22 protein-coding genes, 2 tRNA genes, 1 pseudogene and 1 riboswitch are annotated in these 26,219 nt (G+C 69.9%); of the genes and pseudogenes, 12 read left to right on the forward strand and 13 right to left on the reverse strand.

The annotated features are described in order from the left end of the window. Window positions 1-3 precede the first annotated feature (3 nt). Window positions 4-1,524 (reverse strand): sugar ABC transporter ATP-binding protein, encoded by a 1,521-nt coding sequence (locus HBB12_RS00945; RefSeq protein ID WP_236992623.1) that lies wholly within the window; start codon window positions 1,522-1,524, stop codon window positions 4-6. Between the two features lie 215 nt (window positions 1,525-1,739). Here HBB12_RS00945 and HBB12_RS00950 point away from each other — a divergent pair, with 215 nt between their 5' ends. After that, entirely contained in the window at window positions 1,740-2,453 is a 714-nt protein-coding gene (locus tag HBB12_RS00950) for a FadR/GntR family transcriptional regulator (protein ID WP_236987623.1), read from the forward strand. Between the two features lie 224 nt (window positions 2,454-2,677). Here the strand turns inward: HBB12_RS00950 and HBB12_RS00955 are convergent, their stop codons facing one another. Beyond that, on the reverse strand, window positions 2,678-2,911 hold the full coding sequence (locus HBB12_RS00955) for a hypothetical protein (protein ID WP_236987624.1): 234 nt from the start codon (window positions 2,909-2,911) through the stop codon (window positions 2,678-2,680). Between the two features lie 214 nt (window positions 2,912-3,125). Between HBB12_RS00955 and HBB12_RS00960 the strand changes: the two genes are divergently transcribed. Continuing rightward, a complete protein-coding gene (locus tag HBB12_RS00960) occupies window positions 3,126-4,061 on the forward strand; it encodes an oxidoreductase (RefSeq protein WP_236987625.1) in 936 nt (311 codons plus the stop codon). Window positions 4,062-4,083: 22 nt separating this feature from the next. Here the strand turns inward: HBB12_RS00960 and HBB12_RS00965 are convergent, their stop codons facing one another. Continuing rightward, window positions 4,084-4,533 carry a phospholipase A2 family protein gene (locus HBB12_RS00965; protein ID WP_236987626.1) on the reverse strand — a complete coding sequence of 150 codons (450 nt, stop codon included), beginning with the start codon at window positions 4,531-4,533 and terminating at the stop codon, window positions 4,084-4,086. A 195-nt stretch (window positions 4,534-4,728) separates the two neighbouring features. Here HBB12_RS00965 and HBB12_RS00970 point away from each other — a divergent pair, with 195 nt between their 5' ends. Then, the gene (locus HBB12_RS00970) at window positions 4,729-4,932 is read left to right on the forward strand and encodes a hypothetical protein (protein ID WP_236987627.1); all 204 of its coding nucleotides are present in this window, start codon (window positions 4,729-4,731) and stop codon (window positions 4,930-4,932) included. Window positions 4,933-5,153: 221 nt separating this feature from the next. Then, a complete protein-coding gene (locus HBB12_RS00975; protein WP_236987628.1) occupies window positions 5,154-6,392 on the forward strand; it encodes a DUF2254 domain-containing protein in 1,239 nt (412 codons plus the stop codon). Here HBB12_RS00975 and HBB12_RS00980 read toward each other — a convergent pair. Together HBB12_RS00980 and HBB12_RS00985 are read right to left on the reverse strand one after the other, a co-directional pair. Continuing rightward, the gene (locus HBB12_RS00980) at window positions 6,383-8,236 is read right to left on the reverse strand and encodes an ABC transporter ATP-binding protein (RefSeq protein WP_236987629.1); all 1,854 of its coding nucleotides are present in this window, start codon (window positions 8,234-8,236) and stop codon (window positions 6,383-6,385) included. The genes HBB12_RS00975 and HBB12_RS00980 overlap by 10 nt on opposite strands. Before the next feature lie 328 nt (window positions 8,237-8,564). Beyond that, window positions 8,565-10,715 (reverse strand): TonB-dependent receptor family protein, encoded by a 2,151-nt coding sequence (locus HBB12_RS00985; RefSeq protein ID WP_236987630.1) that lies wholly within the window; start codon window positions 10,713-10,715, stop codon window positions 8,565-8,567. A gap of 88 nt (window positions 10,716-10,803) precedes the next feature. Between HBB12_RS00985 and HBB12_RS00990 the strand changes: the two genes are divergently transcribed. Beyond that, a protein-coding gene (locus HBB12_RS00990; protein WP_236987631.1) for an IS630 family transposase occupies window positions 10,804-11,885 on the forward strand; the annotation gives its coding sequence in 2 pieces (ribosomal slippage) (window positions 10,804-11,290 and window positions 11,290-11,885; 1,083 coding nt in all). A gap of 762 nt (window positions 11,886-12,647) precedes the next feature. Here HBB12_RS00990 and HBB12_RS00995 read toward each other — a convergent pair. Then, window positions 12,648-12,722 (reverse strand) — tRNA-Thr (locus HBB12_RS00995). Between the two features lie 87 nt (window positions 12,723-12,809). Next, a tRNA-Thr gene (locus HBB12_RS01000) sits at window positions 12,810-12,884 on the reverse strand. 220 nt (window positions 12,885-13,104) lie between these two features. Between HBB12_RS01000 and HBB12_RS01005 the strand changes: the two genes are divergently transcribed. From HBB12_RS01005 to HBB12_RS01020, 4 genes are read left to right on the forward strand one after another with little or no spacing between them, the layout of a single operon-like run. Next, window positions 13,105-14,094 carry an ABC transporter ATP-binding protein gene (locus HBB12_RS01005; RefSeq protein ID WP_236987632.1) on the forward strand — a complete coding sequence of 330 codons (990 nt, stop codon included), beginning with the start codon at window positions 13,105-13,107 and terminating at the stop codon, window positions 14,092-14,094. A 29-nt stretch (window positions 14,095-14,123) separates the two neighbouring features. Then, the gene (locus HBB12_RS01010) at window positions 14,124-15,407 is read left to right on the forward strand and encodes an ABC transporter substrate-binding protein (protein ID WP_236987633.1); all 1,284 of its coding nucleotides are present in this window, start codon (window positions 14,124-14,126) and stop codon (window positions 15,405-15,407) included. After that, window positions 15,404-16,357: an ABC transporter permease gene (locus tag HBB12_RS01015; RefSeq protein WP_236987634.1), complete on the forward strand. Its 954-nt coding sequence runs from the start codon at window positions 15,404-15,406 to the stop codon at window positions 16,355-16,357. The genes HBB12_RS01010 and HBB12_RS01015 overlap by 4 nt, the downstream gene beginning before the upstream one ends. Before the next feature lie 5 nt (window positions 16,358-16,362). Beyond that, the gene (locus HBB12_RS01020; protein ID WP_236987635.1) at window positions 16,363-17,259 is read left to right on the forward strand and encodes an ABC transporter permease; all 897 of its coding nucleotides are present in this window, start codon (window positions 16,363-16,365) and stop codon (window positions 17,257-17,259) included. A 5-nt stretch (window positions 17,260-17,264) separates the two neighbouring features. Here HBB12_RS01020 and HBB12_RS01025 read toward each other — a convergent pair whose 3' ends face one another. The 4 genes and pseudogenes from HBB12_RS01025 to HBB12_RS01040 form a co-directional block, all read right to left on the reverse strand. Further along, window positions 17,265-17,981 carry an MgtC/SapB family protein gene (locus HBB12_RS01025; protein WP_236987636.1) on the reverse strand — a complete coding sequence of 239 codons (717 nt, stop codon included), beginning with the start codon at window positions 17,979-17,981 and terminating at the stop codon, window positions 17,265-17,267. 262 nt (window positions 17,982-18,243) lie between these two features. Then, window positions 18,244-18,723: pseudogene (locus HBB12_RS01030) on the reverse strand (NUDIX hydrolase); the annotation flags it as partial. 344 nt (window positions 18,724-19,067) lie between these two features. Next, complete coding sequence (locus HBB12_RS01035) at window positions 19,068-19,529, reverse strand: MarR family winged helix-turn-helix transcriptional regulator (RefSeq protein WP_236987637.1); 462 nt, start codon at window positions 19,527-19,529, stop codon at window positions 19,068-19,070. Between the two features lie 203 nt (window positions 19,530-19,732). After that, window positions 19,733-20,098, reverse strand: a complete 366-nt coding sequence (locus HBB12_RS01040; protein WP_236992624.1) for a hypothetical protein — start codon at window positions 20,096-20,098, stop codon at window positions 19,733-19,735. Between the two features lie 222 nt (window positions 20,099-20,320). Between HBB12_RS01040 and HBB12_RS01045 the strand changes: the two genes are divergently transcribed. From HBB12_RS01045 to HBB12_RS01055, 3 genes are all read left to right on the forward strand, one after another. Continuing rightward, entirely contained in the window at window positions 20,321-21,211 is an 891-nt protein-coding gene (locus HBB12_RS01045) for a C40 family peptidase (protein WP_236987638.1), read from the forward strand. A gap of 239 nt (window positions 21,212-21,450) precedes the next feature. Then, on the forward strand, window positions 21,451-22,056 hold the full coding sequence (locus tag HBB12_RS01050; protein WP_236987639.1) for a ComEA family DNA-binding protein: 606 nt from the start codon (window positions 21,451-21,453) through the stop codon (window positions 22,054-22,056). Window positions 22,057-22,276: 220 nt separating this feature from the next. Further along, window positions 22,277-23,533, forward strand: coding sequence for a hypothetical protein (locus tag HBB12_RS01055; protein WP_236987640.1), 1,257 nt, complete (start codon window positions 22,277-22,279; stop codon window positions 23,531-23,533). Window positions 23,534-23,585: 52 nt separating this feature from the next. Here the strand turns inward: HBB12_RS01055 and HBB12_RS01060 are convergent, their stop codons facing one another. Next, on the reverse strand, window positions 23,586-24,863 hold the full coding sequence (locus HBB12_RS01060; RefSeq protein ID WP_236987641.1) for a D-amino acid dehydrogenase: 1,278 nt from the start codon (window positions 24,861-24,863) through the stop codon (window positions 23,586-23,588). Between the two features lie 133 nt (window positions 24,864-24,996). Further along, window positions 24,997-25,101: riboswitch (glycine riboswitch) on the reverse strand. A gap of 107 nt (window positions 25,102-25,208) precedes the next feature. Next, the gene (locus HBB12_RS01065) at window positions 25,209-26,171 is read right to left on the reverse strand and encodes a CobW family GTP-binding protein (RefSeq protein ID WP_236987642.1); all 963 of its coding nucleotides are present in this window, start codon (window positions 26,169-26,171) and stop codon (window positions 25,209-25,211) included. Window positions 26,172-26,219 lie beyond the last annotated feature (48 nt).

Raw genomic sequence — 26,219 nt, forward strand, 5'->3', positions numbered from 1 at the left:
GGTTTAAGGCTCCGTCCCGCCGAGGCCCGAGGCGTAATGCATGATCTCCTCCTGGTCGGTGCGGGCGGTGTCGAGGATGCGCACGAGGCGGCCGCGGTGGAACACCGCGACGCGGTCGGTCAGCCCCAAGATCTCGGGCAGCTCGGAACTGATCAGCACCACGCCGATGCCGCGGGCGGCGAGCCCATCCATGATCGTGTAGATCGCGAGCTTCGCGCCGACATCGATGCCGCGGGTCGGCTCGTCGAACAGCATCACCCTGGCGTCGCGAAACAGCCACTTGCCGATGATGATCTTCTGCTGGTTGCCGCCCGACAGGAGCCGCACCGGCTGGTGCAGGGACGGCGTCTTGATGCCGAGCCGGTCGATATACTCCCGCGCGGCCGCCGCGTGGCGATCCGCATCGATCAGCCCGAGCCGGTTCGCCACCGCGCCGAGGTTGGCGAGCGTCAGGTTGGCGTCGACCGGCATCTTGACCGCCAGGCCTTGCGCCTTGCGGTCCTCCGACAGGTAGGCGATGCCGGCCGCGATCGCGTCGCGGGGATTGCGGATCGCGAGCGGCCGGCCCTCCAGGGCGATCGTGCCGGCATCGAGCGGATCGGACCCGAACAGGGCGCGGGCGACCTCGGTCCGGCCGGCGCCCATCAACCCGGCAAAGCCGAGGATCTCTCCGCGGCGCAGGGTGAAGCTCACGTCCCGGAAGAATCCGGCCCGGGTGAGCCCGGCGGCCTCCAGGATCACGTGAGCGGTCGGGACGGAGGTCCGCTCCGGGAATTTCTCGTCGAGGGCGCGGCCGACCATCCGGGCGACGATCTGATCGATGGTGGTGGCGGCGAGGTCGTCGGTCGAGACGTGGCGCCCGTCGCGCAGGACCGTCACCCGGTCGACGATCTCGCGCATCTCGTCGAGGCGGTGCGAGATGTAGACGATGCCGACGCCCGCCGCCCTCAGGTCGCGGATGACGGCAAACAGCCGGCGCGCCTCCTGCTCGGTCAGGGACGACGTCGGCTCGTCCATGATGAGCAATTCGGCGTCGAGCGACAGGGCCTTGGCGATCTCGACGAGCTGGCACTGCGCCACCGAGAGGTCGCGCACCAGCGCGTCGGGATCGATGGCAGCCGCAAGGCGGTCGAGGCAGGCCCGGGCGCCGGCCCGCAGGGCGCGCCGGTCGACCAGGAACCCGCGCGTCGGCTCGCGGCCGAGGAAGATGTTTTCGGCCACCGTGAGGTGGGCCACCAGGTTCAGTTCCTGATGAATCATCGCGATGCCGGCGGCCTCGGCCTCCAGCGGCGAGGAGAAACGGCGCTCGACGCCCTTGTAGAGGAGGCGGCCGGCGCTCGGGGCGTGGACGCCGCTGATGATCTTCATCAGCGTCGACTTGCCGGCGCCGTTCTCGCCGCAGACGGCATGGACCTCGCCGCGGCGCAGGTCGAAATCGACGCCCGACAGCGCCCGCACGCCCGGGAATTCCTTGACGATGCCGGACAGCGACAGGAGCAAGCGCTCCGGCGCCCGGCCGGGCACGGTCGCGAAGCCGTCCGACGCGGCCGCGTCATCTGCGCCGTCGAGCACGGCAGCAGCCCTCCCCAGGGCGATTCGTTTCGTTCTGCCTGCAATCGTTATCAGGTTCGGAAAATTGGTAAAGCCACTTTCATGACGCTGCGACAGCGTCTTGCTACGGTCTACGCCAGCAAGCAGAATGGCCGGGCATATTGGTCAGGCCAGTTCGGAGGCAGGCGATGAGCGCGGGCAGCCCTGTCGAAGGCCGGCTCTACCAGCAGGTGGCCGACCGGATCCGGGCGCTGATCGAGGCCGGCAGCCTCCGGGCCGGCGACCGCCTGCCGGCCGAGCGCGAATTGGCCCAGCAGCTCGGCGTCTCGCGCCCCTCGCTGCGCGAGGCGCTGATCGCGCTGGAGATCGACGGCACGGTCGAGATCCGGATGGGGTCGGGCATCTACGTGCAGGCGGCCAAGGACGCGGGCAAGGACGCGGGCAAGGGCGCGGGCCGCACGGCGCCGGCCGGCGACAGTCCGGAGGAACTGATGCAGGCCCGGGCCGCGCTCGAAGGTGCGGTCGCGGCCCTCGCCGCCGCCCGGATCACGCCGGAGGCCCTGCACTCCTTACGCCGGACGCTCGACCGGATGGGCGCCGACATCGCGGAAGGCCGCGCGCCGCTCGACAGCGACCGGCTGTTTCACCTGACCCTCGCCGAGGCGACCGGCAACAGCGTGCTGGCCCGCCTCGTCGCGGGCCTGTTCGACACCCGCCACAGCCCGATCGCCGCCCGGCTGCGCAGCCGCTTCGATTCTCCCGCCACCTGGGCCCTGGCGCTGGCCGAGCACGAGGCGGTGCTGGCGGCCCTCGAGGCCCGCGATCCGCTCCGGGCGCAGGCGGCGATGCATGCGCATCTGGAGCAATCGACCCGGCGCTGGCTGGAGGGGGAGCCGCGGTGAGGGCCCATTCTCTCAGCGGACCTGGATTGGCAGGTTCTACACGGTAAACGACACAGCCGATCGAGCGGTACGATAGCGACGGCTGCTCCTTCCCCGGCCTGGCACGAGTGCTACGCACTCGCCGCAGGCCACCCTCGCCCGCAGAGGGGGGAGGGTTCATGCTCTCGACCGTCGCTCTCGCACCCGCGCAGCGTCCCGTGTCGTGCACATGGGCAGCCCAAGCCTCACTCCACCGGCGGCTCCCGCAGATATCCGGCCTCCCGCAACGCCGTCTCGACGGCATCGCACAAAGCTTCCTCGGGACCGTCGTTGACCGCCTGAGGTGGCGTGAGCGGCGCCATCGGCGGGAACTGCGCGAATTCCTCCGGCAGGGCGGCCAGGACCGCCTCGTCCGGCGCCGCGTCGTGGTCCTCGGGCAGCCTGTGCGGACGCAAGGTGGAGATCAGCCGGCCGATCATGCAGGGTCCCTCACGTCCTCCGGTTTACCGACAATCATTATGCAAGCCAAGCGTGCGATGCCAGTCAAGGCAAGGACGCTGGAAGCGGCCACGCAAGGCATGCACGCAAGGAACGTGCGCGGCACCGGTTTCGATCCACGCCCGCCCCCTGCCCTCTTCACCTCGGGGGTCGCGCTCCCATCTCGGAACTCTCCCGAGAGCGAAGGAGCGCCGGATGCCCTGGACCGCAGCCTTGATCCCGCCCCAGGCCGGGCGCCGGGCGCTCGTCACCGGCGCGACGAGCGGCATCGGTTACGAGGCGGCCCTGGCGCTCGCCGGGGCCGGGGCCGAGATCGTGATCGCCGCCCGGGACTCAGGCAAAGCCGAGGCGGTGGCGGAGGCGATCCGCCGGGCGCATCCGGCGGCGGTCGTGGAATGCCGCCCGCTGGATACCGCACGCCTCGCCTCGGTGCGGGCCTTCGCGTCGGCCTGGCGGGCGGAGGGGCGGCCGGTCGACATCCTGCTCCTGAATGCCGGCATCGCCGCTTTGCCCCGGCGCGAGGAGACCGAGGACGGGTTCGAGCGCCAGCTCGCCACCAACTATCTCGGCCATTTCGCCCTGACCGGGCTGCTCTGGCCGAGCCTGCGGCAGGAACCCGGCACTGATGGGGCCGGCACCCGGGTCGTCGCCGTGGCGAGCATCGCCCATCGCTCAGGCCACATCGCCTTCGACGACCTGCAGGTGCGCCGCGCCTACGGGCCGCAGAGCGCCTATCGGCAGACCAAGCTCGCGATGCTGATCTTCGCTCTCGAGCTCGACCGGCGCCTGCGCGCGGCGGGCTCCCCGATCCGCGCGATCGCGGCCCATCCGGGAATCGCGGCGACCGCCATCGCCCGGCGCGGCGACCGGGCGGGGTGGCTCGCCGAACGCATCGGCGCCGGCCTGCTCGGGCTGATCGGCCAGTCGGCGGCGCGCGGCGCCCTGCCCCTGCTCTACGCCGCGACGGCACCGGAGGCGGAAGGCGGGCAGTATTACGGCCCGGACGGGCTATGGGAGATCCGTGGCGACCCGGGACCGGCGAAGATCGAGCCCCATGCCGCCGATCCCGCGGCGGCGGCGCGGCTCTGGGCCCTGTCCGAGGCGCTGACGGACGTGACGTACCCGGTGTGAGCCCCCTCTCCGACGGCGACCGCTACTCGTCGTCGTCCTCGCCGATCGACGGCGCGACGGAACCGGTGGCGGGCACGTCGATGGACGGAACCTCGATGGAGGGCGTTTCGATGGAAGGAACCCGGATATGCGGGGCCGCCGCCATCTGCGACCGGGCGGGCATCATGCCGGCCGCGAAGGCGACGAAGCCCGCCGCGTCGCGCAGGTCCCGGGGCTGGCGCGGATCGCGGGAGATCAGCGTCGCCTCGCGCTGCAGGCGGGCGTTGCAGGCCGCCGAGGCCAGGCCGCCGCGGGGCGTGCAGGCATCGTGCCGGGCGCAGGCCGCGTCGAGGGCGTCGATCGGCGGCAGGGGTGCGTTGTTGCCCGGGCCGCAGTAATTGCCGTGGATGAGGAGCGCCGGCGGACGGCCGGATTGTGCGAGAGCGGGCACGGCGAAGCCGCAGGCGAGGACGAGCGGAATGGCGAAGCGCATCGGTCTGATCCCTTCGTTGCCCCCGGCCAACGGTACTGCGAAAGCCCAGTTCCGTCTTGCGTCGAACCGTCCCGCTTGACCCCGGACCGGCAAGGAACGTGATCCGGCACCATCGGCGATGTTTCCGTGTTGATCCGCGACAACTTGAACGCGCGAAGGCTTGCCGGCCGCCGCTGCATGCCAAATGTAGGACCGATGATCGCATCCGAATCCGATACGTCCGGGTCCCGCGAGCCGCAGGGCGGCAGCCCGACCCTCGACGCGGCGAGCCGGGAGCGGCTCGGCCGCTACCTCCAGGCCCTGTACGAACCCGTCCTCGACGAAGGGCTCGACCCGCGCCTCGCCGAGTTGCTCCACCAGCTCGACCGCGACCGGGCCGAGCGGGAAGGCGAGTCCTGAACGCTCAGGCCGGACCATGCAGGGCGGCCCTGCCGCTTGCTCCGTCGAGGGCGGCCCTGCCGCTCGGGTAGGGCCGCCCTAAGCAGATTTCGCAAAAGTGGCGGCCGGTTTTGCGACAAAAATCTGCGATAATTCAACAACCTAAGCGGACGAAGCGTTGGCTTGCCAACGCAAGTCTGCTTAGAATCCCCTGCCTTGGGTTCCTGGGCGGGCGAGGGCGGATGGGTCGCTGGGCATGGATGGGGCGGCAGGTCGTCCGGCAGATCTGGTTCCGGGCGGCGCTGATCAGCCTGTTCGGCGTCGGCCTCGCCCTCGTCGCCGCCTTCGTCGGGCCGTACCTGCCGGCGAACGTGCATGGCCGGCTCGGGCAGGACGCGGTCGGGACGATCCTCCAGATCATGGCGTCGAGCATGCTGGCGGTGACGACCTTCTCGCTCACCGCGATGGTCAGCGCCTACGGCTCGGCGACCCAGCTCGCGACGCCGCGGGCGACGCAGCTCCTGATCGGCGACCCGACCTCGCAGAACGCCCTGTCGACCTTCCTGGGCGCCTTCGTGTTCTCGGTCGTCGGCATCATCGGGCTGCAATCGAGCGTCTACGGCGATAGCGGGCGCGTCGTCCTGTTCTCCGGCACGGTGCTGGTCGTCGCGGTGGTGGTGGTCACGCTCCTGCGCTGGATCGGCCACATCACGGGCTTCGGCCGGATGGGCGACGTGATCGACCGCGTCGAGGACGCCGCCGCCGAGGCGATGCAGGCGTTTTCCGTCGATCCGCGCCTCGGCGGCCGGCCGGCGGTCCCGGTGCCGGCGGGCGCGACCCCGGTCTTGCCCGAGGCGACGGGCTACGTCACCCATATCGACGTCGCCTCCCTCGGGTCGATCGCCCGGCAACGCGACCTCGTGATCCACGTCGCGGCCCTGCCGGGCACGCTGGTCCACCCGACGCGGCCGCTGCTGCATGTCGAGGGCGATCCGGGCGAGGATCGCGAGACCCTGGAGACAACCCTGGCGAACGCCTTCGCGATCGAGCGCCACCGGCGCTTCGACCAGGATCCGCGCCTCGGCCTGATCGCGCTCTCGGAGATCGCCAGCCGGGCGCTGTCGCCGGCCACCAACGATCCCGGCACTGCCATCGAGGTGCTGAACGCCCTGCTGCGGGTGCTGCTGCACCTGCCGCCCGACGAGCCGGAGGGGGAGGCCCTGGCGGAGCGGCCGCCGGTCCACGTGCCGCGCCCGACGCTCGACGACATGCTCACCGACGCCTTCCGGCCGTTGATCCGCGAGGGAACGGCGGAGATCGAGGTGACGATCCGGCTGGCCAAGACGCTTCACGCCCTGCGCGCCGCACGGCCCTACGCGGCGCCCTCCGTCGCGCGCGTGATCGCGCGACTGGACCGGGCCGCCCGCGGCACGATCGCCGATGCCGGCGACCTCGCCGACTATGAGGCGGCTCACCGGTAGCCGGCGGCCTGGAGCTCGAACAGCTCGGCGTAGCGCCCGCCCCGCGCCACCAGCGCGGCGTGCGTCCCCTCCTCCAGCACCCGGCCTCCGGCCAGGACCACGATCCGGTCGGCCCGGCGCACGGTGGAGAAGCGGTGCGAGATGAGGAGCGCCGTGCGCCCCGCCGCGAGATCGGCGAAGCGGCGAAACACCTCGGCCTCGGCCCCGGCATCGAGGGCCGCCGTCGGCTCGTCGAGGACGAGCACGGCCGCGTCGCGCCGGTAGGCCCGGGCGATCGCCACCTTCTGCCACTCGCCGCCGGACAGCTCGACCCCGTCCTCGAAGCGCCGGCCGAGGCGCTGGTCATACGTGCCGGGCAGCCGCTCGATCACCGCATCGGCCAGCGCCCGCCGGGCCGCGAGCGCGATCCCGTCCCGGTCCGCCCGCGCCTCGATGCGGCCGACCGCGATGTTGTCGCCGGCCGTGAAGTCGAACCGCATGAAGTCCTGGAAGATCACGCCGATCCGGGCGCGCAAGGAATCGATGTCGTACTCGGCGAGGTCGCGGCCATCGAGCAGGATGCGCCCCTCCGTGGGCGCGTAGAGGCGGGCGAGCAGCTTGACGATCGTGGTCTTGCCGGCGCCGTTCTCGCCCACCAGCGCCACCACCTCGCCGGCCCCGATGGCGAGCGACAGGTGGCGCAAAGCCCACCGGCTCTCGCCCGGATAGCGGTAGCCGACATCCTCGAACACGAAGCCCTCGCGCAGGCGCTCGGGGATCGGCAGGGTCCCGGAGCGGATGGTCGGCGCGATGGTGAAGAACGAGAACAGGTCGTCGAGATACTGCGCCTGGCCGAGCAGCTGCGAGGCGCCGAGCAGCAGCCCCTCGACGAGGCCGCGCAGGCGCAAAAAGGCGCCGCCCAGGAAGGTGAGGTCGCCGACGGTGAGCGTGCCGGAGAGTGCCTCCCCGGCGATGACGAGGTAGGCGGCGTAATAGGCGAGCGTGCCGAGCGTCGCGAAGGCGCCGCCGGCGAGCGCCCGGTGCCGGGCGAGTTCCCGGTTCTCGGCGAGCAGCCGGGAGGCGAGTTCGCGGAACCGCTCGGCGAGGTGGGCGGCGAGGCCGAACAGCTTCACCTCCTTGGCGCTGTGCGCGTCGGCGCCGAGATAGCGCAGGTAATCGGTCTCGCGCCGGTCCGGGCTGCGGCGGAAGGCGAGGCGGTAGCCGCGGGCGTTGAAGTGCAACTCGTTGAGGAAGGCCGGGATCAGGGCGAGCACCAGGAGCAGCACCAGCCCCGGCAGCATCGTGCCGACCGCCACCGCGAGCGTCATCGCGGTGACGAGATCCTGGAGCTGGCCGAGCAGCTGGCCGATCAGGTTCGAGCGCCAGGCGACCTGGCGCCGGGCGCGCTCCAGCTGGTCCTGCACCGCGCTGTCCTCGAACTGCTCGAGGTCGAGGGCGGCGGCGTGCGCCATCAGGCGCAAGGTCGTGGCGTTGCCGACTTTCTCCGCCAGCACCCCGTCGACGTAGGACGTGGCTCGCCCGAGCAGGTCCGAGACCACCGCGAGCCCGAGCTCGATTCCGACGAGGAGCCCGACATGATGGAGCCGCGGATCGGTCAGCCAGCCGCCCGAGGGCGGCGGCCCGGCCCGGCCCGCCACCACGGCATCGACCACGAGCTTGGCCACATAGAGCATCAGGGCCGGCAGCCCGGCGCGCAGGAGGCGCAAGGTCAGGCTGGCGAGGGTGAGACGCGGATCGGTCGCGACGGCGAGGCGGAACAGGGCGGGGAGATGGCGCAACGGCCCGAGCCGGGCGGCGGCGGCACGGCGCCAGGCGGAGAAGCGGCTGTCGGCGGGGATGTCCATGGGGCGGATATAGGGGGGTGGCAGCGTGCGACCGCGCCGTTGTGGCAGGATCCCGCAGCACGCGGGCCCCGGCCCCTGCGCCCTTGGGGGCGGGTGATCGGAGCCGACCATCTTGCGCGCCGATCGGCTGCGCGGTGGCTGGCGATGTCCTGCCCGGCCACGTTGCCGATCAGGCAAGACCCTGGAATCCGAACCTCGCCAGCCCGACCCTGCGAGGGGCTGCCGAGGATGGAGGGCGGATTCTCGGGATGGGTCGGCGAGCCCGCGGGCGGGCGCCTGCCGGCGGGTCAGCCGACAGGCAAGGCGAGAACGAGCCCGAGGCACAGGCTCAGAATGCCGCCCGCACTCCGGCAAACACGCTGCGACCATTGCCGGGGTAGAATGCCGCGAGCGCCGCCGCCCCGCCTGCCGTTGCCGCGGCATTGGTCACCACGGAGATGTCCGAGATGTAGCGCTCGTCCGTCAGATTGCGGGCATCGACGAAGACCGAGACACCGTTCTTGAAGTCGATCCCGGTCTGGATGTTGAACACGGCGTAGCCCGGGACCCGCAGCGTGTTGGCGTGGTCGGCGAACGCCCCGCGCGGCACCCAGTCGACCGAGGGCGAAAGGTAGAACCCGCTCGGGTGCACGTAGCTGACCACCGTGCGCAGGATGTCGGCCGGGATGCCGGCGATCCGGTTGTTGCCGAACACCGGATCATGGACGAAGCGGAAGTCGTTATGCGTCCAGATCTGCGTGACGCTCAGCGTGTCCCCTACCCCCGTCAGGTCACGGGCGACATCGAGCGACACGGCTGCCTCGACGCCCTGATGCACGGTCCGCGGCGCGTTGAAGGTGGCGGCCGGGATGCCGAGCCCGGGGTTGGTCGAGAAGTTGATCAACTCGTCCCGCACGGTCGACCGGAACAGCGTGACGTCCCAGGTCAGCCGATCGATGCGGCCGCGGGTCCCTGCCTCGTAGGTCCAGGCGCGCTGCGCCTGCAGCGGCACGAAGGTAGTCCTCAGGGTGTTCTGCTGCGCCAGGTCCGAGAAGTCCGGCACGTCGCGCGAGCGGGTGACGTCGCCGAAGACCTGGATGTCCGGCAACGGCTGCCAGAGCAGGCCGATCTTGGGGTTGACGCCGTCATAGGTGACGGTGCCGAACTGGACCGCTGGGCTCGCCGGCAGGCCGCCCTTGTTGCTGTAGGTGCGGTTCGACGAGAACGCCTTGGCGCCGGTCATCAGCGCGACCTCGGGCAGGAACCAGAAGCGGTTCTCGCCGTAGGCCTCGTAGTTGGACGCGCTCTGGAGGGCATTCAGGGTCTGCGCGCCCCGCTGGCCGGCGACGTTGACGAATTGCAGGGCGGCGTTCTGGCCCGCGAAGGCGCGCAGGCCCAGGACCGTGTCGTTGCGATAGCCGCCGATGTCGAACGTGCCGGTCCAGCGGGGGGAGATGCCGTAGGTCCAGCCGTCCTGGTCGATGGCCTGGAAGATCGGGTGGTAGAGGCTCTTGTGAATGGCCCAGGTGTCGATGTCGAGCTTGCCGACGTCGAGCAGGAACGAGGTCCGGTTGGCGACCCGCTCGGTCGCGACCTGCCGGGACTGGTTGCCGCCGAGCGCCGTCGGGTTCGCCGCGCGCGGATTGTCGAGGGCGTTGAACAGCGTCAGGGTGCCCGGCAGCTTCTGGTCGGTGAGGTAGGCGCCGATGTAGAACCGGGTTTCGACGCCCGGCGCGAGCCGGTAGCCGATATTGGCGTTGAAATTCCGGGTGCGCTGCGTCTCGTGGATGCGGTAGCCGTCCGAATTCGTGATCGTGCCGTTGATCATGATGTCGGCGGGTCCGGAGACCCGTGAGACCTGGAAGTTCTCGCGGATGGTGTTGAAGCTGCCGCCGTCGATGCGCAGGATGTTGGGCGCGAAGGCCGTGTAGGCGGTCGGCGTGACGAAGTTGACGGCACCGCCGAGCGTCGTCGCCCCGAAGGTGAGGGCATTCCCGCCCTTGTAGACCTCAACCGAGCGCAGGGCGAGCGGATCGATCTGGTAGAAATCGCCGCTGCCATCGGCGAGGTTGAGCGGAATGCCATCCTGCAGCAGCTCGATCCCGCGCAGGTGGAAGCCGCGGGCAATGCCCGACCCCCGGACGGACAAGCGCAGTTCCTGGCCGTAGCGCTCCTGCACGTAGACGCCGGGCGTGTCCTTGAGGACGTCGCGCAGCGTGTTGGCGTAGCGGTTCTGGAAGTCGCCGGCATCGATGAACGCCACGGAGCCGACGGTTGCGTTCACGGCGGCCCGTTGCCGGGCCACGCTCGGCACCGTCACGGACCCGGCGGTCTCGCCGGGACTCGTGCCTGCGCCCGAACCCGGCGGCGCGGCGCCCGCGACCGTGATCTCGTCGAGGGGGATCGTGCCCGAACCGGCCGTCTGCGCGAAGACCGAGGTGGTGGCGAGCAGGGTGAGAAGCAGGGCGGCAGGACGCGCGACCCGCGGCACATGGGACATGACTGATACCAACGGCCGGTGAGGCTGACTCGGCGTGTTGCGCGCGGGTTCCAGTTCTGATTCGGTTCACGGATCAGGAGAGCGTGCCATGACCGGGATCGCCATCACCCGCACGGATCTGAGCGCTGAGGCGTTGCGCGCAGCATCGTCCAAGGCGCCGAGCATTCCGGCGGCGCGTCGCATGCTGGCGCTCGCGCTGGTGCTGGAGGGTGCCGATCGCACCACGGCGGCCCGCTCCTGCGGCATGGACCGCCAGACCCTGCGCGATTGGGTCCACCGCTACAACGCCGAGGGGCTTGAAGGTCTGAGCGACCGCAAGGCGCCAGGCCGGGCCGCCAAGCTGACGACCGACCAGAAGCAGCAGTTGGCCGCGCTGGTCGAGGCGGGGCCGGACGTCGACACCGATGGCGTGGTGCGCTGGCGCCGGGTCGACCTTCAGGCGCGGATCAAGGATCTGTTCGGGGTCGAGATGCACGAGCGCACCGTTGGCAAGCACCTGGCGGAGCTTGGCTTCGTGCGGCTTTCGGTGCGCCCGCAGCATCCCAAGGCCGACGAGGAGATCCAGGAAGCATTTAAAAAAACTTCGCCGCGCGCGTGGCAGAGGTCCTGCCCGAACCCGTCCGCGCCAAGCCGCTCGAGATCTGGTTTCAGGACGAGGCGCGCGTCGGCCAGCAGGGCACGCTGACGCGGGTCTGGGCGCGCAAGGGCACGCGCCCGCGGGCGCCCCGCGACCAACGCTACAAGTGGGCGTACGTGTTCGGCGCGGCCTGCCCGGCGCGCGCGACCAGCGCGGCCTTGGTGCTGCCGACGGTCAACACCGCGATGATGTCGCTGCACTTGGCCGAGATCAGCAAGCAGGTGGCCGAGGGCGCACACGCGATCCTGGTGCTGGACGGGGCCGGCTATCACGGCACCGCCAAGACACGCCGACCGCGTGGCCTGGCGGTGCCGGACAACATCACGCTGTTGCATCTGCCGGCGTCCTCGCCGGAGCTGAACCCGATGGAACTGGTCTGGCAATACGTGCGCCAGAACAAGCTCGCCAATCGGGTGTTCCGTGACTACAGGCAGATCGTCGAGGCTTGCTGCGACGCCTGGAACTTCTTCGCCAACAACCCGGACCTCGTGACCTCAATCACAGCGCGCGACTGGGCGAAGGTCAAAGTTTAGGGCCGTTGGTATGACATCCATCATCTGAGTGATCCGAGAGACGATCGTTCAGACGATGGGGGGTGCTCTCGCGCTGGCCCGGACCCCAGGCGGTGCGCGGGGATGGGCAACGACCTCCGGGCGCCACGAGACGCCGACCGTCCTGCGGACGGGCCAGGCGATGGTTGTCGAGGCCAGGACGGGAGCCGTCAGGGCATCCGGGCCATGCGCCGCCGTACAGCATGCCAGATGGTGATGAGCGGGAGGGGTCTTGGCCGGATCGTCGGATGCCGAACCTGCATCCGGAGCACACAGGATGTGCGGGAGACCCGGGTGGACCGTGACCAGAGCGCCGGAGAGGATCGCCTGCCAGGCAAGCGCATACAGTGCGGCGAAGGCGATCACCGCACGGAGGGCCATCCCGCTTGTCCACTCCCTCTGCATGGACCCGAGTACGGCGACGCTTCCGAGCCGGTCAAGCCGGACGATCGGGCCACTCACTGTTTTTACGCCGGTGTGTCGCGGACAAGGGCGGGGTCAACGGCGTGTCGGGCGTGAGACAGGATGAAGGTCTGGACGAGGGCGCGGGCGGGTCCCCAAACGGTCAAGCCGACCGGATCTTGATTCCATGCCACCGATCTTGGCCACCGATCTTGGCCACCGATCTTGCAGCATTGTCAGTGAAGAGCCGGAATTCTCCCCGTCGGACGAGGCTCTCGATGCACGAAGCGGTTCGAAAGGGTCGATCGGACTGCCGGCTCAGGCCTCGGGTCGTCGGGAGAATGGTGCCGCTGGGGAGGATTGAACTCCCGACCTCGTCATTACCAATGACGCGCTCTACCACTGAGCTACAACGGCGCGCCGGTGCCGCGCTGCCCTCCCGGTCGGGATCGGACAGCCTTCAGACACACCGAGCGAAATCTTGAAGACTTCCACTGTGGTGGATGGTGCCGCTGGGGAGGATTGAACTCCCGACCTCGTCATTACCAATGACGCGCTCTACCACTGAGCTACAACGGCCCGTCGGCGCTGCCCGTCCCGCCCGTGACCGGGTGGTGCGTGGTGCGCCGAAGACGAGCGGGGGGATAGCGGATCGCCCGGCGCATTGCAACAGGCGCGCGGGCAGGAATCGGAATCAGGAATCGCGGCCCCGGCCGGCCGTGTCGCCCGGGCCGGGCCGGCCCCCTGGCCCGCCGCTTGCTTTGCCCTCTCGCAACGGGAGCCGCCGAGGGGAGAGCGCGTGGACATCGAACTCGTCAGCCTGACCAAGCGCTACGGCGACACCGTCGCGGTCGATGGGATCAACCTGAAGATCCGCTCGGGCTCGTATTGCTGCCTGCTCGGGCCGTCCGGCTGCGGCAAGACCACGACGCTCCGGATGATCGCCGGGCACGAGACCGTCTCGTCGGGCGACGTGGTGATCGGCCCGAAGGCGGTCGGGGACCTGCCGCCGGCGCAGCGCGGCACCGCGATGATGTTCCAGAGCTACGCGCTGTTTCCCCACCTCACCTGCCGCGACAACGTCGCCTTCGGGCTCAAGATGCGGGGCGTCGCGAAGGAGGAGCGCCGCAAGCGCGCCGAGGCGATGCTGGCGCTGGTGCAGATGGACAAGCTCGCCGACCGCCTGCCGGCGCAGCTCTCGGGCGGCCAGCAGCAGCGGGTTGCCCTCGCCCGCGCCCTCGTCACCGGCCCGAAGGTGCTGCTCCTCGACGAGCCGCTCTCGGCCCTCGATCCGTTCCTGCGGGTGCGGATGCGGACCGAGTTGAAGCGGCTGCAAAGCGAACTCGGCATCACCTTCGTGCACGTCACCCACAGCCAGGAGGAGGCGATGGCGCTGTCCGACCTCGTGGTGGTGATGAATGGCGGCCGCATCGAGCAGGCGGCCGCTCCCCGCACGGTGTTCGAGCGCCCGGCCACCGCCTTCGTCGCCCGCTTCATCGGCGGCCACAACGTCATCGCGCTTCCCGACCGGCGCATCGCCGTGCGGGCCGACCGGATGCGGCTCGGCTCCGAGGCCGGACCCGAGGGGCTCAGCGCCCGGGTCGTCGCGGTCGAGTACCAGGGCAGCACCGTGCATGTGAGCCTCGAGGCGCCGGACCTCGCGGCAGACGCCGGCTCAGCCCTGACGGCGATCCTGAGCGATCACGCCTACGCCGATCATCCCCTCGCCCTCGGAGACACGGTGCGGGTGGGCTGGCCGGCGGGCGAGGCCCACCGCCTCGACGCCTGACGAGGACTTCGAAAAGGGAGACTTTCGCCATGACCGACACCAAGACACCCCGCCTGTCGCGCCGCACGCTGCTGCAAGGGGCCGGCGCCGCGGCCGGCCTCGCCGCCGGCTCCGGCGTCATCACGGGTTTTCCGGCGATCATCGCCGCCGAGCCGGTGACGCTTCGCTACCTCGGCACCGCCGTGAACCAGAGCGGCGACATCGCCCGCAAGGTGAAGGAGGATCTCGGTATCACGATCGAGTACATCCCGGTCGTGACCGACGAGGTGTCGAAGCGCGTCGTCACCCAGCCGAACTCGTTCGACATCGTCGATTCCGAGTATTTCAGCCTCAAGAAGCTGATGCCGTCGGGCAACCTCGTCGGCATGGATGCGCGCCGGATCAAGAACGCCGACAAGATCACCCCGGTCTTCACCAAGGGCGAGGTCGGGGGCAAAAAGATCGGCGACCAGGGCACGGCGCCCAAGAAGGTTTTTTACCTCGAAGGCCAGAACTCGACCAAGTTCGCCGCCTCGCCGACCGAGTGGATCACCCTGATCCCGACCACCTACAACGCCGACACGCTGGGCATCCGGCCCGACCTGATCAAGCGCCCGATCACCTCGTGGAAGGAACTCCTGAACCCCGAATTCAAGGGCAAGGCCTCGATCCTCAACATCCCGTCGATCGGCATCATGGATGCCGCGATGGTGGTGGAGGCCACCGGCGACTACACCTATCCCGACAAGGGCAACATGACGAAGGCGGAGATCGACCGCACCATGAAGGTGCTGATCGAGGCCAAGCGCGCCGGCCAGTTCCGCGCCTTCTGGCAGGACTTCAACGAATCCGTGAACCTGATGGCGTCGGGCGAGACGGTGATCCAGTCGATGTGGTCGCCCGCCGTCACCAAGGTGCGCTCGCAGGGCGTCGCCTGCACCTACCAGCCGCTGAAGGAAGGCTACCGCGCCTGGGCCACCGGCTTCGGCCTGCCCAAGACCCTGAGCGGCAAGAAGCTCGATGCTGCCTATGATTTCATCAACTGGTTCCTGTCCGGCTGGGCCGGTGCCTATTTGAATCGCCAGGGCTACTATTCGGCGGTGCTGGAAACGGCAAAAGCCAACATGGAGCCCTACGAATGGGCATTCTGGATGGAGGGCAAGCCGGCCGAGAAGGACATCAAGGCCCCGGACGGCACCATCATGGAGAAGGCCGGCGCGGTGCGTGACGGCGGCTCGTTCGAGCAGCGGATGGGCGCCGTCGCCTGCTGGAACTCGGTGATGGACGAGAACACCTACATGGTGCGCAAGTGGAACGAGTTCATCGCCGCATGAGCACGGCGACGGCTCCCGCTCACCCTCTCCCGGAGGCGGCGCCCGCCGCCTCCACCCCCACGGGCCTCGCCGCGGCGACGCGGCGCCAGCGTCGGCTCGCCTACTGGCAGGCGATGCCGCTCGGGCTGGTCTTCCTCGTGTTCTTCCTGGTGCCGCTGGCGCTGACCCTGATCGTCAGCTTCTGGGAGTACAACGAGTACGAGATCATCCCGGCCTTCACGTTCCAGAACTACAAGGACGTGTTCGAGGGCTGCCTGTCGGGGGGCGATCTCTGCACCACCTTCCGGACCTACCTGTCGACGCTGAAGTTCTGCCTGCTCGGCTGGGCCGCGACCCTGTCGATCGGCTTCACGGTGGCCTACTTCGTCGCCTTCCACGTCCGCTCGACGGCGATGCAGACGGTGCTGTTTCTCATCTGCACCATCCCGTTCTGGACCTCGAACGTGATCCGGATGATCGCCTGGGTGCCGCTGCTCGGGCGCAACGGCCTCGTCAACGACACGCTGATGGGTCTCGGGTTGATCCGCACCCCGATCGAGGGGCTGCTCTATTCCGACTTCTCGGTGGTGCTGGCCTTCATCCACCTCGATACGGTGTTCATGATCGTGCCGATCTTCAACTCGATGATGCGGATCGACCGCTCGCTGATCGAGGCCGCCACGGATGCCGGCGCCACGCCCTGGCAGACCCTGTGGAACGTCATCGTGCCGCTCTGCAAGCCGGGCATCGCCATCGGGTCGATCTTCGTGCTGACCCTCATCATGGGCGACTTCGTGACCGTGGGCGTCATGGGCGGCCAGCAGATCGCCTCGGTCGGCAAGGTGATCCAGGTGCAGATGGCCTATCTGCAATTCCCCGCAGCCGCCGCCAACGCGGTGGTGCTGCTCGGCGCCGTGATGGTGCTGATCGCCGCGCTCACCCGCCTGATCGACCTGCGCCGGGAGCTTTGAGAGACATGCGCCGCGACGGGCCCCGCCCCTTCTCGTTCTACGTGCTCGCCGCCTTCTTCGGGCTGTTCGTGCTCTTCCTCTACGGGCCGACCCTGACGATCCTGGCGCTCAGCTTCCAGGGCCCGCAGGGCGGCCTCACCTTCCCGATGAACGGGGTCTCGACCTTCTGGTTCTCGCGCCTCTGGGCCGGGCTCGGGGTGGTCGACATCTGGGCGGCGTTCCGGCGCTCGCTGGCGCTCGGCCTCGTGGTGATGGCGCTCACCGTCACCATCGCGTTCTTCGCGGGGTTGGCCTTCCGCAAGGGCTTCTTCGGCCAGACGCCGCTGTTCTACGTCGCGGTGGCGAGCCTGATCGTGCCCTCGATCGTGGTCTCGCTCGGCATCGGCCTCGAATTCCGGCTGATCGACGAGGGCATCAAGGCGCTCGCCGCCTGGACCGGCTGGGGCTTCCTCCAGGACCACGGCACGGTGATGGGGCTGTTCACCTCCGCGCTCGGCGCCCACCTGACCTGGACCCTGCCCTTCGGCCTCCTCATCATGTTCGCGGTGTTCAACCGCTTCAACCCGGCCTACGAGGAGGCGGCGCGCGACCTCGGCGCCACCGGTCCGCAAAGCTTGCGCCACGTCGTGGTGCCGATCATCCTGCCGTCCCTCGTCGGCGTCGCGCTGTTCGGCTTCACCCTGTCCTGGGACGAGCTCGCCCGCACCAGCCAGGCGATCGGCGGGCGCAACACCCTGCCGCTGGAGCTGCAGGGCCTCACCACCACGGTGACGACGCCGGAGATCTACGCGCTGGGCACCGTGACGACGGGCGTCTCGCTCCTCGTCATCGGGCTCGCCTTCGGCAGCTTCCTGGCGATCCAGCGCCGCCGCGCCAGGCGGGTGACGCTGCCGGGGACCTGACCCCCTCAATCCGTCGTGCGGACCGTCCAGGTCGCCCGGCGGATGCCCTCGGCGGCCCCTAAGCGCGCGATCACCGCCTCGATCTCCTCCGGCTCGATCGCGGTGCTGACCAGGGTGGCGACCACCTCGACGTCGTCCTCGCCGCGCTCCTCGACATCGACCTCGCTGACGGGATAGTGCGCCGCCTCCAGGCGCTCGACCAGGAGGTCGCGCACCTCCGAGAGGCGACCGGTATCCGTGGTCGCGCGGACCTCGTAGGTCGCCTCCGAATCGCGCTCGTCGATCGGAATGCGGTTGATGGCGTTGACGAGCGGCCGCAGCAGGGTGTTGCCGGCGAGCACCGCCGCGGTGACCAGCGCCGCTTCCGCCGCGAGATCGACCCCCGACAGGGCCCCGACCGCGGCCGAGCACCACAGCGTCGCGGCGGTGTTGAGGCCGCGGACGTTCATCCCCTCCTTCATGATCACGCCGGCGCCGAGGAAGCCGACGCCCGAGACCACGTAGGCGACGATGCGGATCGCCCCGTCGGCGTGCCCGATGCGCATGCCGAGATCGGTGAAGGCCGCCGCGCCCACCGCGACCAGCACGTTGGTGCGCAGGCCCGCGGTGCGCTGCCGGTACTGGCGCTCCGCCCCGATCATGGTGCCGAGCACGAAGGCGCAGACGAGGCTCAAGACCGAGTTGAGGAATTCGCCGGCCTGGAAGGCCTGGATGATCGCCATCGCGTCCGTGCCGCTGGTGAGGGAGGTGCGCGCTGAGCGCCCGCACCGGAACCCCGAGCCTATAGCGGGGCCGTGTGACGGCCGGATAGCGGAGCGGTCAGGGCGCGGCCTTCGGGTCCGAAGCCTTGCCCGCGGCCTTCGCCTTGGAGACGGGAGACTTGGAGGCCGCAGGCTTGGAATCCGAATTCTTCGAATCCGGACTCTTGGGGTCCGGACTTTTGGAATCCGGGATCTTGCCTGCCGCCGCCTTCACCTTGGCTTTGCGGGCCTTCGCGCCCTCGGCACCGGCCGCGCGGATCAGGGCGGCGAGCCCGGCCTCGGTCACCGCCTCGGCCGCCTCCTGCACGGTGAACCAGCGGCACTCGCGCTCGTGCTGCTCGGGCCAGGTCTTGAGCTGCTTGCGCACCTCCAGGCGGAAGACCTGGACCTGGCACAGCACCGTGTCGCGGCTCTTCAGGCGCTTGTTGTAGAAATAGCTGCCGAGCGCCCGCCGGCCGACCCGGCCGATCAGGCCCGCCTCCTCGTAGGCCTCGCGGGCGGCGGCCTCGTAGTTCTTCAGGCCCTTCATCGGCCAGCCCTTCGGCACCACCCAGCGCCGGGTCTCGCGGGAGGTGATGAGCATGACCTGCAAGGCACCGCCGGGCCCGGGCCGGACCGGCAGCACGGCGACCTGCCGGCGCGGCTCGCCGTTGCGCTCCGCAAAGCCGGTCAGGAAACCCGCCAGGGACCTCAGGCTCTTCATGATCCGGCGCGATCCGCGGCGGAACGGCACCCCGGGCGACAAGGACGGCTCGGGTGACGCCTTGCGCGAAGGCCTGGGCAGGTCACGGGTCTCACGTCGCGGCGCACTCGCTGGTCCGGTCTCGGGGCCAAGAACCCGAGGACTCAGTGGGAGAGTTCCCTCGCGCAGGACTCTCTTGCGAGACATCGCCTTGCTTCGGGACAGATCCGTCGAGGACGCATTCCGCGGCCCGGATTTCCTCGCGGCGGACGGCGCACCTCTCCCGTCCCTTTAAGCGGGGTCGGCCGTGGCACTCAAGAAGGAATTGTTAACCGGCAAAACAATCGCTGCGCCGGTGGCCGGCGTCAGGCGTCGCCGCCGAGGGTGGCGATGAGGGCGTCGAGTCGCTGGCGCAGATCGGCGATCTCGCCCTCGGACATCTTCAGGGTCTCGACCACGGAACGGCGCACCGCCACCGCCTCCTCCTGCAGGGCCTGGCCCTCCTCGGTCAGGCTGATCTCGACCTCGCGCTCGTCGGCCTGCCGCCGGGTGCGGCGCACGTAACCGGCCGCCTCGAGGCGCTTGAGCACCGGGGTCAGCGTGCCTGAATCGAGGCGCAGGCGCCGGCCGATATCCGAGACCGTCAGCCCGTCGCTCTCCCACAGCACGATCAGCACGAGGTATTGCGGATAGGTGAGGCCCAGCCGCTCGAGGAGCGGCCGGTAGCACTTCGTCATCCGGTGGGAGGCGGCGTAGAGCGCGTAGCAGAGCTGATTGTCGAGCCGCAACGCTTCCACGCCTGACAGGACAGGCTCGAGAGAGTTCATGTGCACACCATTCCAACGGCACCCGGGCGCCGCCCTCGCCGCAGGATCCTCATCTCGCCAGCGTAACACGCCGGACGGACCACCGAAATCCACACCAATGGGTTCGATGGTGAACAATCATCTCTCGAATGGGGCTCCGTCCGCAACAGCATAAGATGGGCGACCGTATCGCGGCCGCCCGAATCTCACCGCCGGCCCGGATCCTACCGCCGGCCATCGAGCGGCGGACGGGTGCGGCGCTCGACCACCAGGGGCCGGCCGGCCCGGCGCTCGACGATCACCGTGCGCGGGCCGCGCAGGCCGCCGCCGGTGCTGATGATCCGCTCCGGCGCGCGCTCCGTCTTCTTGGCCGCCTGGGCCTGGGCCGCCTGGAGCACGTGCGGGCGCACCTCCTCGGGGGGCAGGCCGATCAGGCCCGCGGCGATCTCGACCTGCTGCTCGACGTCGTCGGCGAGGTCCTGCGCCGCGGCCACCGCCTCGGAGATGGTGGGGGGCTCCTTGCGCACCCGGATCGGCGGCAGGTTGCGGGGCTTGTCGGTCGGCTTCTTCACGGGGCGGCTCATCATCATGCGGCTGAGCATAGCGCAGGCGTCGCGATTGTTGCAGTGCAACACGCGCATGTCCAACCCTGCGCCGCTCGAATGGTTGCGCCGGTCTCACGGTTAGCCCGCGCTGGCCGCAGGAGAATCCGACCCGCCCGCAAGGCCTCGACGGGATATCGGGCATAAGGTCGCACCCGTGTGGGAGGCCGGCTTGCCCGGGCCGGACCGGCCTGAGACACTGGAATCACCATGACCGATCTTCCCCGCCTCGACCCGCGCCTGACTCCGGCCCGGCCCGATCTCGCCGACGAGCGTCTGCGCGGGCGGGTCGAGGCGGCGGCTTACGTGCCCGGCCTTCCGCACCGGATCACTGTCCCCGTCGCGCCCCTGCGGCGCGCGCCAGACCCGGCCGCCGGCCTCGACAGCGAGGCTTTGTTCGGCGAGGCCGCGACGGTCTACGACATCCGCGACGGCTGGGCCTTTGCGCAACTCGCCGCCGACGGCTATGTCGGCTACCTCCCGGCCGAGGCTTTGGGGCCGGTCGATCCGGCTCCGACCCACCGGGTCTCGGCCCTGCGCACCTTCCTCTACCCCGCCGCCGACCTGAAGCGCCCGGTCCTCGGCGCGCTCGGCCTCGGCGCGCAGGTCGCGGTGGCGGCCCGGGAGGGCGCCTATGCGCGCCTCTCCGATGATCGCTTCGTCTGGGCCGGACACCTCGCGCCCCTCGACGCGGCCGAGCCGGACGTCGCCGCGACGGCCCTGCGCTTCCTCGGTACGCCCTATCTCTGGGGCGGGCGCAGCAGCCTCGGCCTCGACTGCTCCGGGCTGGTGCAGACGGCGCTCGCCGCAGCCGGTCTCCCGGCCCCCCGCGACAGCGACCAGCAGGAGGCCGCCCTCGGCGAGGCGGTAGCGATCGGGCCCGATCTCGCCGGCCTGCGGCGGGGCGACCTCGTGTTCTGGCGCGGCCATGTCGGGATGATGCTGGACGAGACCCGCCTGATCCACGCCAACGGCCACCACATGGCGGTGGCGATCGAGCCCCTGGCCGAGGCGGAAGCGCGCATCCGCGCCGGCCGGACCGGGCCGGGCACGGGCGACGGGGCGATCCGCGCGGTCAAGCGCCTGACACAGGCCGCCTGACGATGCTCCCCGGAGAACGACATTCTCCTTCACGGGTCCCGGCGATCCTTCGGCCCAATCCTTCGGCCCCGGTAACCTTCGGGCAATCCCACCCGGCGGGACGGAGAATCCCCGCGCGAATCCGTGGACATCTGGCGGAATCTTGACGGTGCGCGATTGTGGCCGCCTCGCGCCGGCCATAACCCGTTGTAGAATGACGCAGACGCTCCCGTCTCGAGCCCTGAGGACACCCGCCCCCGATGCTGACCGGTTCGGCCATCACCCGCGCCCTCGTCATCGTCGTGCTGGCGGCCGGCCTCGCCGGGCTGTGGCAGTTCTTCATGCCGCGCGCGGCCGGCCCGCACCTCTCCGAGCCGCCCAAGGTGTCGGAGTCGCCCAAGGTATCGGAGTCGCCCAAGCGCGCCGAGGCGAGCCGGAGCGCTCCGCCCCCGCCCGCACCGACGAGCGAGGCCGGCGATCCGGTGCGCTCGGTCTATCCCGGCCCGCGCCCGGCCGACCCGCCGGCGCAGCGCCCGCCGGTCGTGGCGGAGGCGCCCGCCCCGGCGCCGGTCCCCGCTCCGGCTCCGATCCCGGCTCCTGCGCCCTCCCCTCCCCCGGTCTTCACCCCGGCCGCCCCGTCCGCACCGCTGCCGCAGGCCGACACGACCGCCGACGCGACGCCCTCGACCGGCACGGTCGACCTCAACACCGCCAGCGTGGCGGAACTGAACGGATTGGGCGGCGGCATGATCGGCAAGGCGATCATCGCCAGGCGGCCCTACGCATCGCCGGGCGAGCTCCTGTCGAAGCGGGTGCTGAGCCGGGCGACGTATGAGAAGATCAAGGATCAGGTGACGGTGCGGTAGGACAGCCGATCGTCGATCCGGCCGGCCCGACGCCTGATTGAGTTGGCCGACACGATCGAACGAGCGAGCACGCAGGTAAAGAGCCGACTCCCTCCTGCTCCAGTATCGAGCCGAACATGTCGCTGCGTCGGGAACGGGCGGACAGCCAAAGCACGCTGGAAAGTGCCGCCGATCATCGATATCGAGGAACGCTCATCTGGACGAGCGGCTCGCAGTGACGATGGATACCCACGAGCAGCGCCTGGAGGCGATGCATCCCCTGCTGGAGGATGGCGCCGAGGCTCCGGGACGGAGCATACCGAGCACGAGCATCCCTGGGGCTGACCAGTGGGTCGGAGAGTTCCACTGGCGAACGCGGCGCGGTCCGGCCTTCGTGCTCTGGTCGTTCGGTAGGCCCGATGGTGCGCTCAACGCGCGATATCCGGACGGCTCCAGGGGCATGATCGTCAATACGCTGGACCACGGGCCGAGGCGGCGCGCGTCGGGGCCGCGACGATGGACCTACGGGACGATGGACATCGAGGAGAACGACGTCGCTTTCCACGACGGCGTTCAGCCCGTTTACGCGCCGCCCGCACCGGATCCGTTCGACCTGGAAGCCGTGCTGGCGCGCGATCCCGGCTTCCTGGCGGCCCTGGCGGACGATCGCTTCGCGCAGGCGATCTACGCCGTCTTCCAGAATCGGACCTTCATCGAAACCCGCAGCGGCCGGACGTGGATGTGCGGCGACCGGCAGGCCGCTCACCTGGTCGCAAACCTTCGCGGACTGGGGGAGAGCTACCACGACTATTTCCTGACCGAGTTCGAAGGCACGTGGCCGGACGATGAGGCAGCCCGCGTGACGTCGCTCCAGGGCATGATGTCCCTTCTTGGAGGCTCGCTTCCCATCCCCGACATCAAACCCGCGGCGAGACCGGTCCTGAACCCCGACGGATCGCGCGAGGCGATCCGCGACGAGGCGCATGCAGGAGTGGCCGATTCGGATTGGCGCGGGCAAGCCGAGCAGCAATGGCAGGCCGCGAAGGACATGCGAGACAGTTTCGCTTCCAGCGCGCGCGCCGCCCTCGCCGAGATCGAGCGGCAACCGAACCGTGACGTGTACGAAGTCCTGCGCGGCCATCTCGCACGCCTCGGCTGGCGCACGGAGAACGACGAGGACCGCGACCGGGCGAGAGCGGCGGCGCGGGAAGACGGCCTGGAGGTGTTGCAGGCCGTCAAGCAGCGGGAGGGCCGCCCGGCAGGCGAATGCCCGAGCTGGGCTCAGCCCATCCTCGATCGCCGAGAGCGTCAAACCGCCGGGAATGGCTTTCGTCTGGTCGCGACGGCGGTCCTCGCCGGGCTCGGCGAGGACGAGCGCGAGGTCGAGCTGGGCAGGGTCCAGCGCCGGCTCGATGACCTGGCGATCACCGGCCGTCTCGACGAGGAGGAGTATGCCGATTTATCGGGCCGCCTGTCGAGCAGCGCCCTCGATCGATGACGAGACATCGATCGTCGGCCCCCGATGTGCTCGGCATCGAGGGCCGACCCGATCACGCCGCCAGCGGCGCCGGGATCTCGGTCTCGCGCTCGGTCACGAGATCCGCGGCGATGCGGCCGGAGCCCGCCGCCATGGTCCAGCCGAGCGTGCCGTGGCCGGTATTGAGCACGAGGCCGCGGATCGGGGTGCGGCCGAGATAGGGCACGTTCGAGGGCGTGGTCGGGCGCAGGCCGCTCCAGGCGGTGGCGGCAGAGAAATTTCCGGCATTCGGGAAGGTGCGCCGGGCATTCTCCAGGATCGCCGCGACCCGGGCGGCGTCGAGATGGCGGGTATAGCCCGAGAGTTCGGCCGTGCCGGCGACGCGCAGGTGGCTGCCGAGGTTGGAATAGACCAGCTTGTACTCGTCGTCGGTCAGGCTGACCTGCGGCGCGCCGTTATGCCCCTCGATCGGGATCGAGACCGAGTAGCCCTTGGCCGGGTAGATCGCGAGGTTCACGCCGTAGCGGCGCAGGAACGGCGCCGACCAGGAGCCGAGCGACACGACGACGTTCGGGGCGGAGAGCCGCTGGTGCCCGCCCTCGACCATCACCTCGACGCCGGTGATCCGGTCTCCCGAGGGGGAGAGCAGCAGCCGGGTCGCCTCGGAGCCGTACAGGAAGGTCGCGCCCATCGCGGCGGTGCGGGCGGCGAGCGCCTGGGTGAAGGCGCGGGCGTCGCCGCTCTCGTCCTCCGCCGTGTAGGTGGCGCCGACGACGTCCCGGATGCTGTCGGCGAAGGCGGGCTCGATCGCCAGCACCTCGTCGCGCGAGACCACCCGGCGCTCGCAGCCGTGCCGGCGCATCAGCTCGGCGACGGGCTTGGCGGCCTCGAACTCCTTCAGGTCGCGGTAGAAATGCAGGATGCCCAGCGTCTTCTCCGAGTAGGCCAGGCTCTCGGTGGCGCGGATCTCCTGCAGCTTGGCCCGGCTATAGGCGCCGAGGCGCACGATCTCGACGGTGTTGCGGCGCGCCCGCTCGGGGGTGCAGTTGCGCAGGAAGCCGGCGATCCACGACCATTGGTGCCGGTCGAGGCGGGGGGTGAAGAGCAGCGGCGCCTTCGCGTCGAACAGCCACTTCATCACCTTGAGCGGCGCGCCCGGATTGGCCCAGGGCTCGGCGTGGCTCACCGAGATCTGGCCGCCATTGGCGTAGCTGGTCTCGAGCCCCGCGCCACCCTGGCGGTCGACCACGCAGACCGACAGGCCCGCTCGTGCCGCCCAATAGGCGGTGGCGGTGCCGACGACGCCGGCGCCGAGCACGATGAGATCGAAGGAGGTCTGTTGTCCCGACACGCGTTCCATCCTTCCCGCCTCGTCGAGGCAGGTCACGGGTTTGGAACTCTGTTCGGGTGGCCTGAGAGATTCGCCGGGTTCGCGACCCGGCTTGCTCCATCGGCGGGCGTCGTGGCGCCCTCTCCAGAGTGCCCTCTCGATCGCGGTCCTTTCACCTGAGAGCTTCGGCGCGCAGCACGGCTGGCACGCCTTTCCCCTTCGGTGCCGGCTCGAAGCCGGTCTCTCCCGCGACCATCAACGGACGGCCAAGCCTGTAGCACGGCCGTCCGGATCGCAAAAGGGCCCAGTCGCAAAAGCGCAAGAATCGGTCGCTGCCGCTCAAGAGGGCGGACCGATCCCGCCGCCTCAGGCGCGGCAGGCCTCGAACCCCTTGCGGATCTGCTCCGGGTCGAGGTGGCGGCCGATGAAGACGACGCGGGATTCCCGTGGGTCGCCCGGCTTCCACTCGTCCTGGAGGTCGCCGTCCAGGATCATGTGGACGCCCTGGAACACGAAGCGGCGCGGCTCGTCGGGGAAGCTGACGATGCCCTTGCAGCGCAGGATGTCCGGTCCCTGGACCTGGGTCAGGTCGGAGATCCACGGCATGAACTTGTTGGGATCGACCGCGCCCGGGAGCCGGGCCGAGATCGACTGGATCTCGTCGGAATGGTGGTGGTGGTGGCCCTCCTCCAGGAATTCCGGCTCGATCTCGATGATGCGGGCGAGGTCGAAGGCGCTGCGGCCGAGCACCCGGTCGAGCGGCACGGCGCAGTGCTGCGTGCGGTGGATCTCGGCGGACGGGTTGAGGGCACGGATCTGGCGCTCGACGGCATCGAGGCCGGCCTCGTCGACGAGGTCCGACTTGTTGAGCAGGATCACGTCGGCGAAGGCGACCTGATTCTTGGCCTCGGGGGCGTCCTTCAGGCGCTCGGACAGCCACTTGGCGTCCACCACCGTCACCACGGCGTCGAGGGTGGCGGCCTCGCCGACATCCTGGTCGACGAAGAAGGTCTGGGCCACCGGCGCCGGGTCGGCGAGGCCAGTCGTCTCGACGATGATGGCGTCGAACTTGCCCTTGCGCTTCATCAGCCCGTCCATGATGCGGATCAGGTCGCCGCGCACGGTGCAGCAGATGCAGCCGTTGTTCATCTCGAACACTTCCTCGTCGGCGCCGACGACGAGGTCGTTGTCGATGCCGATCTCGCCGAACTCGTTGACGATCACGGCGTAGCGCTTGCCGTGCGGCTCGGTGAGGATGCGGTTGAGGAGCGTGGTCTTGCCGGCGCCGAGATAGCCGGTGAGCACCGTGACGGGGATCTTGTCGGACATGCGGGGCCGTCTGTTCGCGAAGGAGTGGGGCGCCGGGGGGCGCCGCGA

The sequence above is a fragment of the Methylobacterium sp. SyP6R genome, assembly GCF_019216885.1.
Taxonomy (GTDB): Bacteria; Pseudomonadota; Alphaproteobacteria; order Rhizobiales; family Beijerinckiaceae; genus Methylobacterium.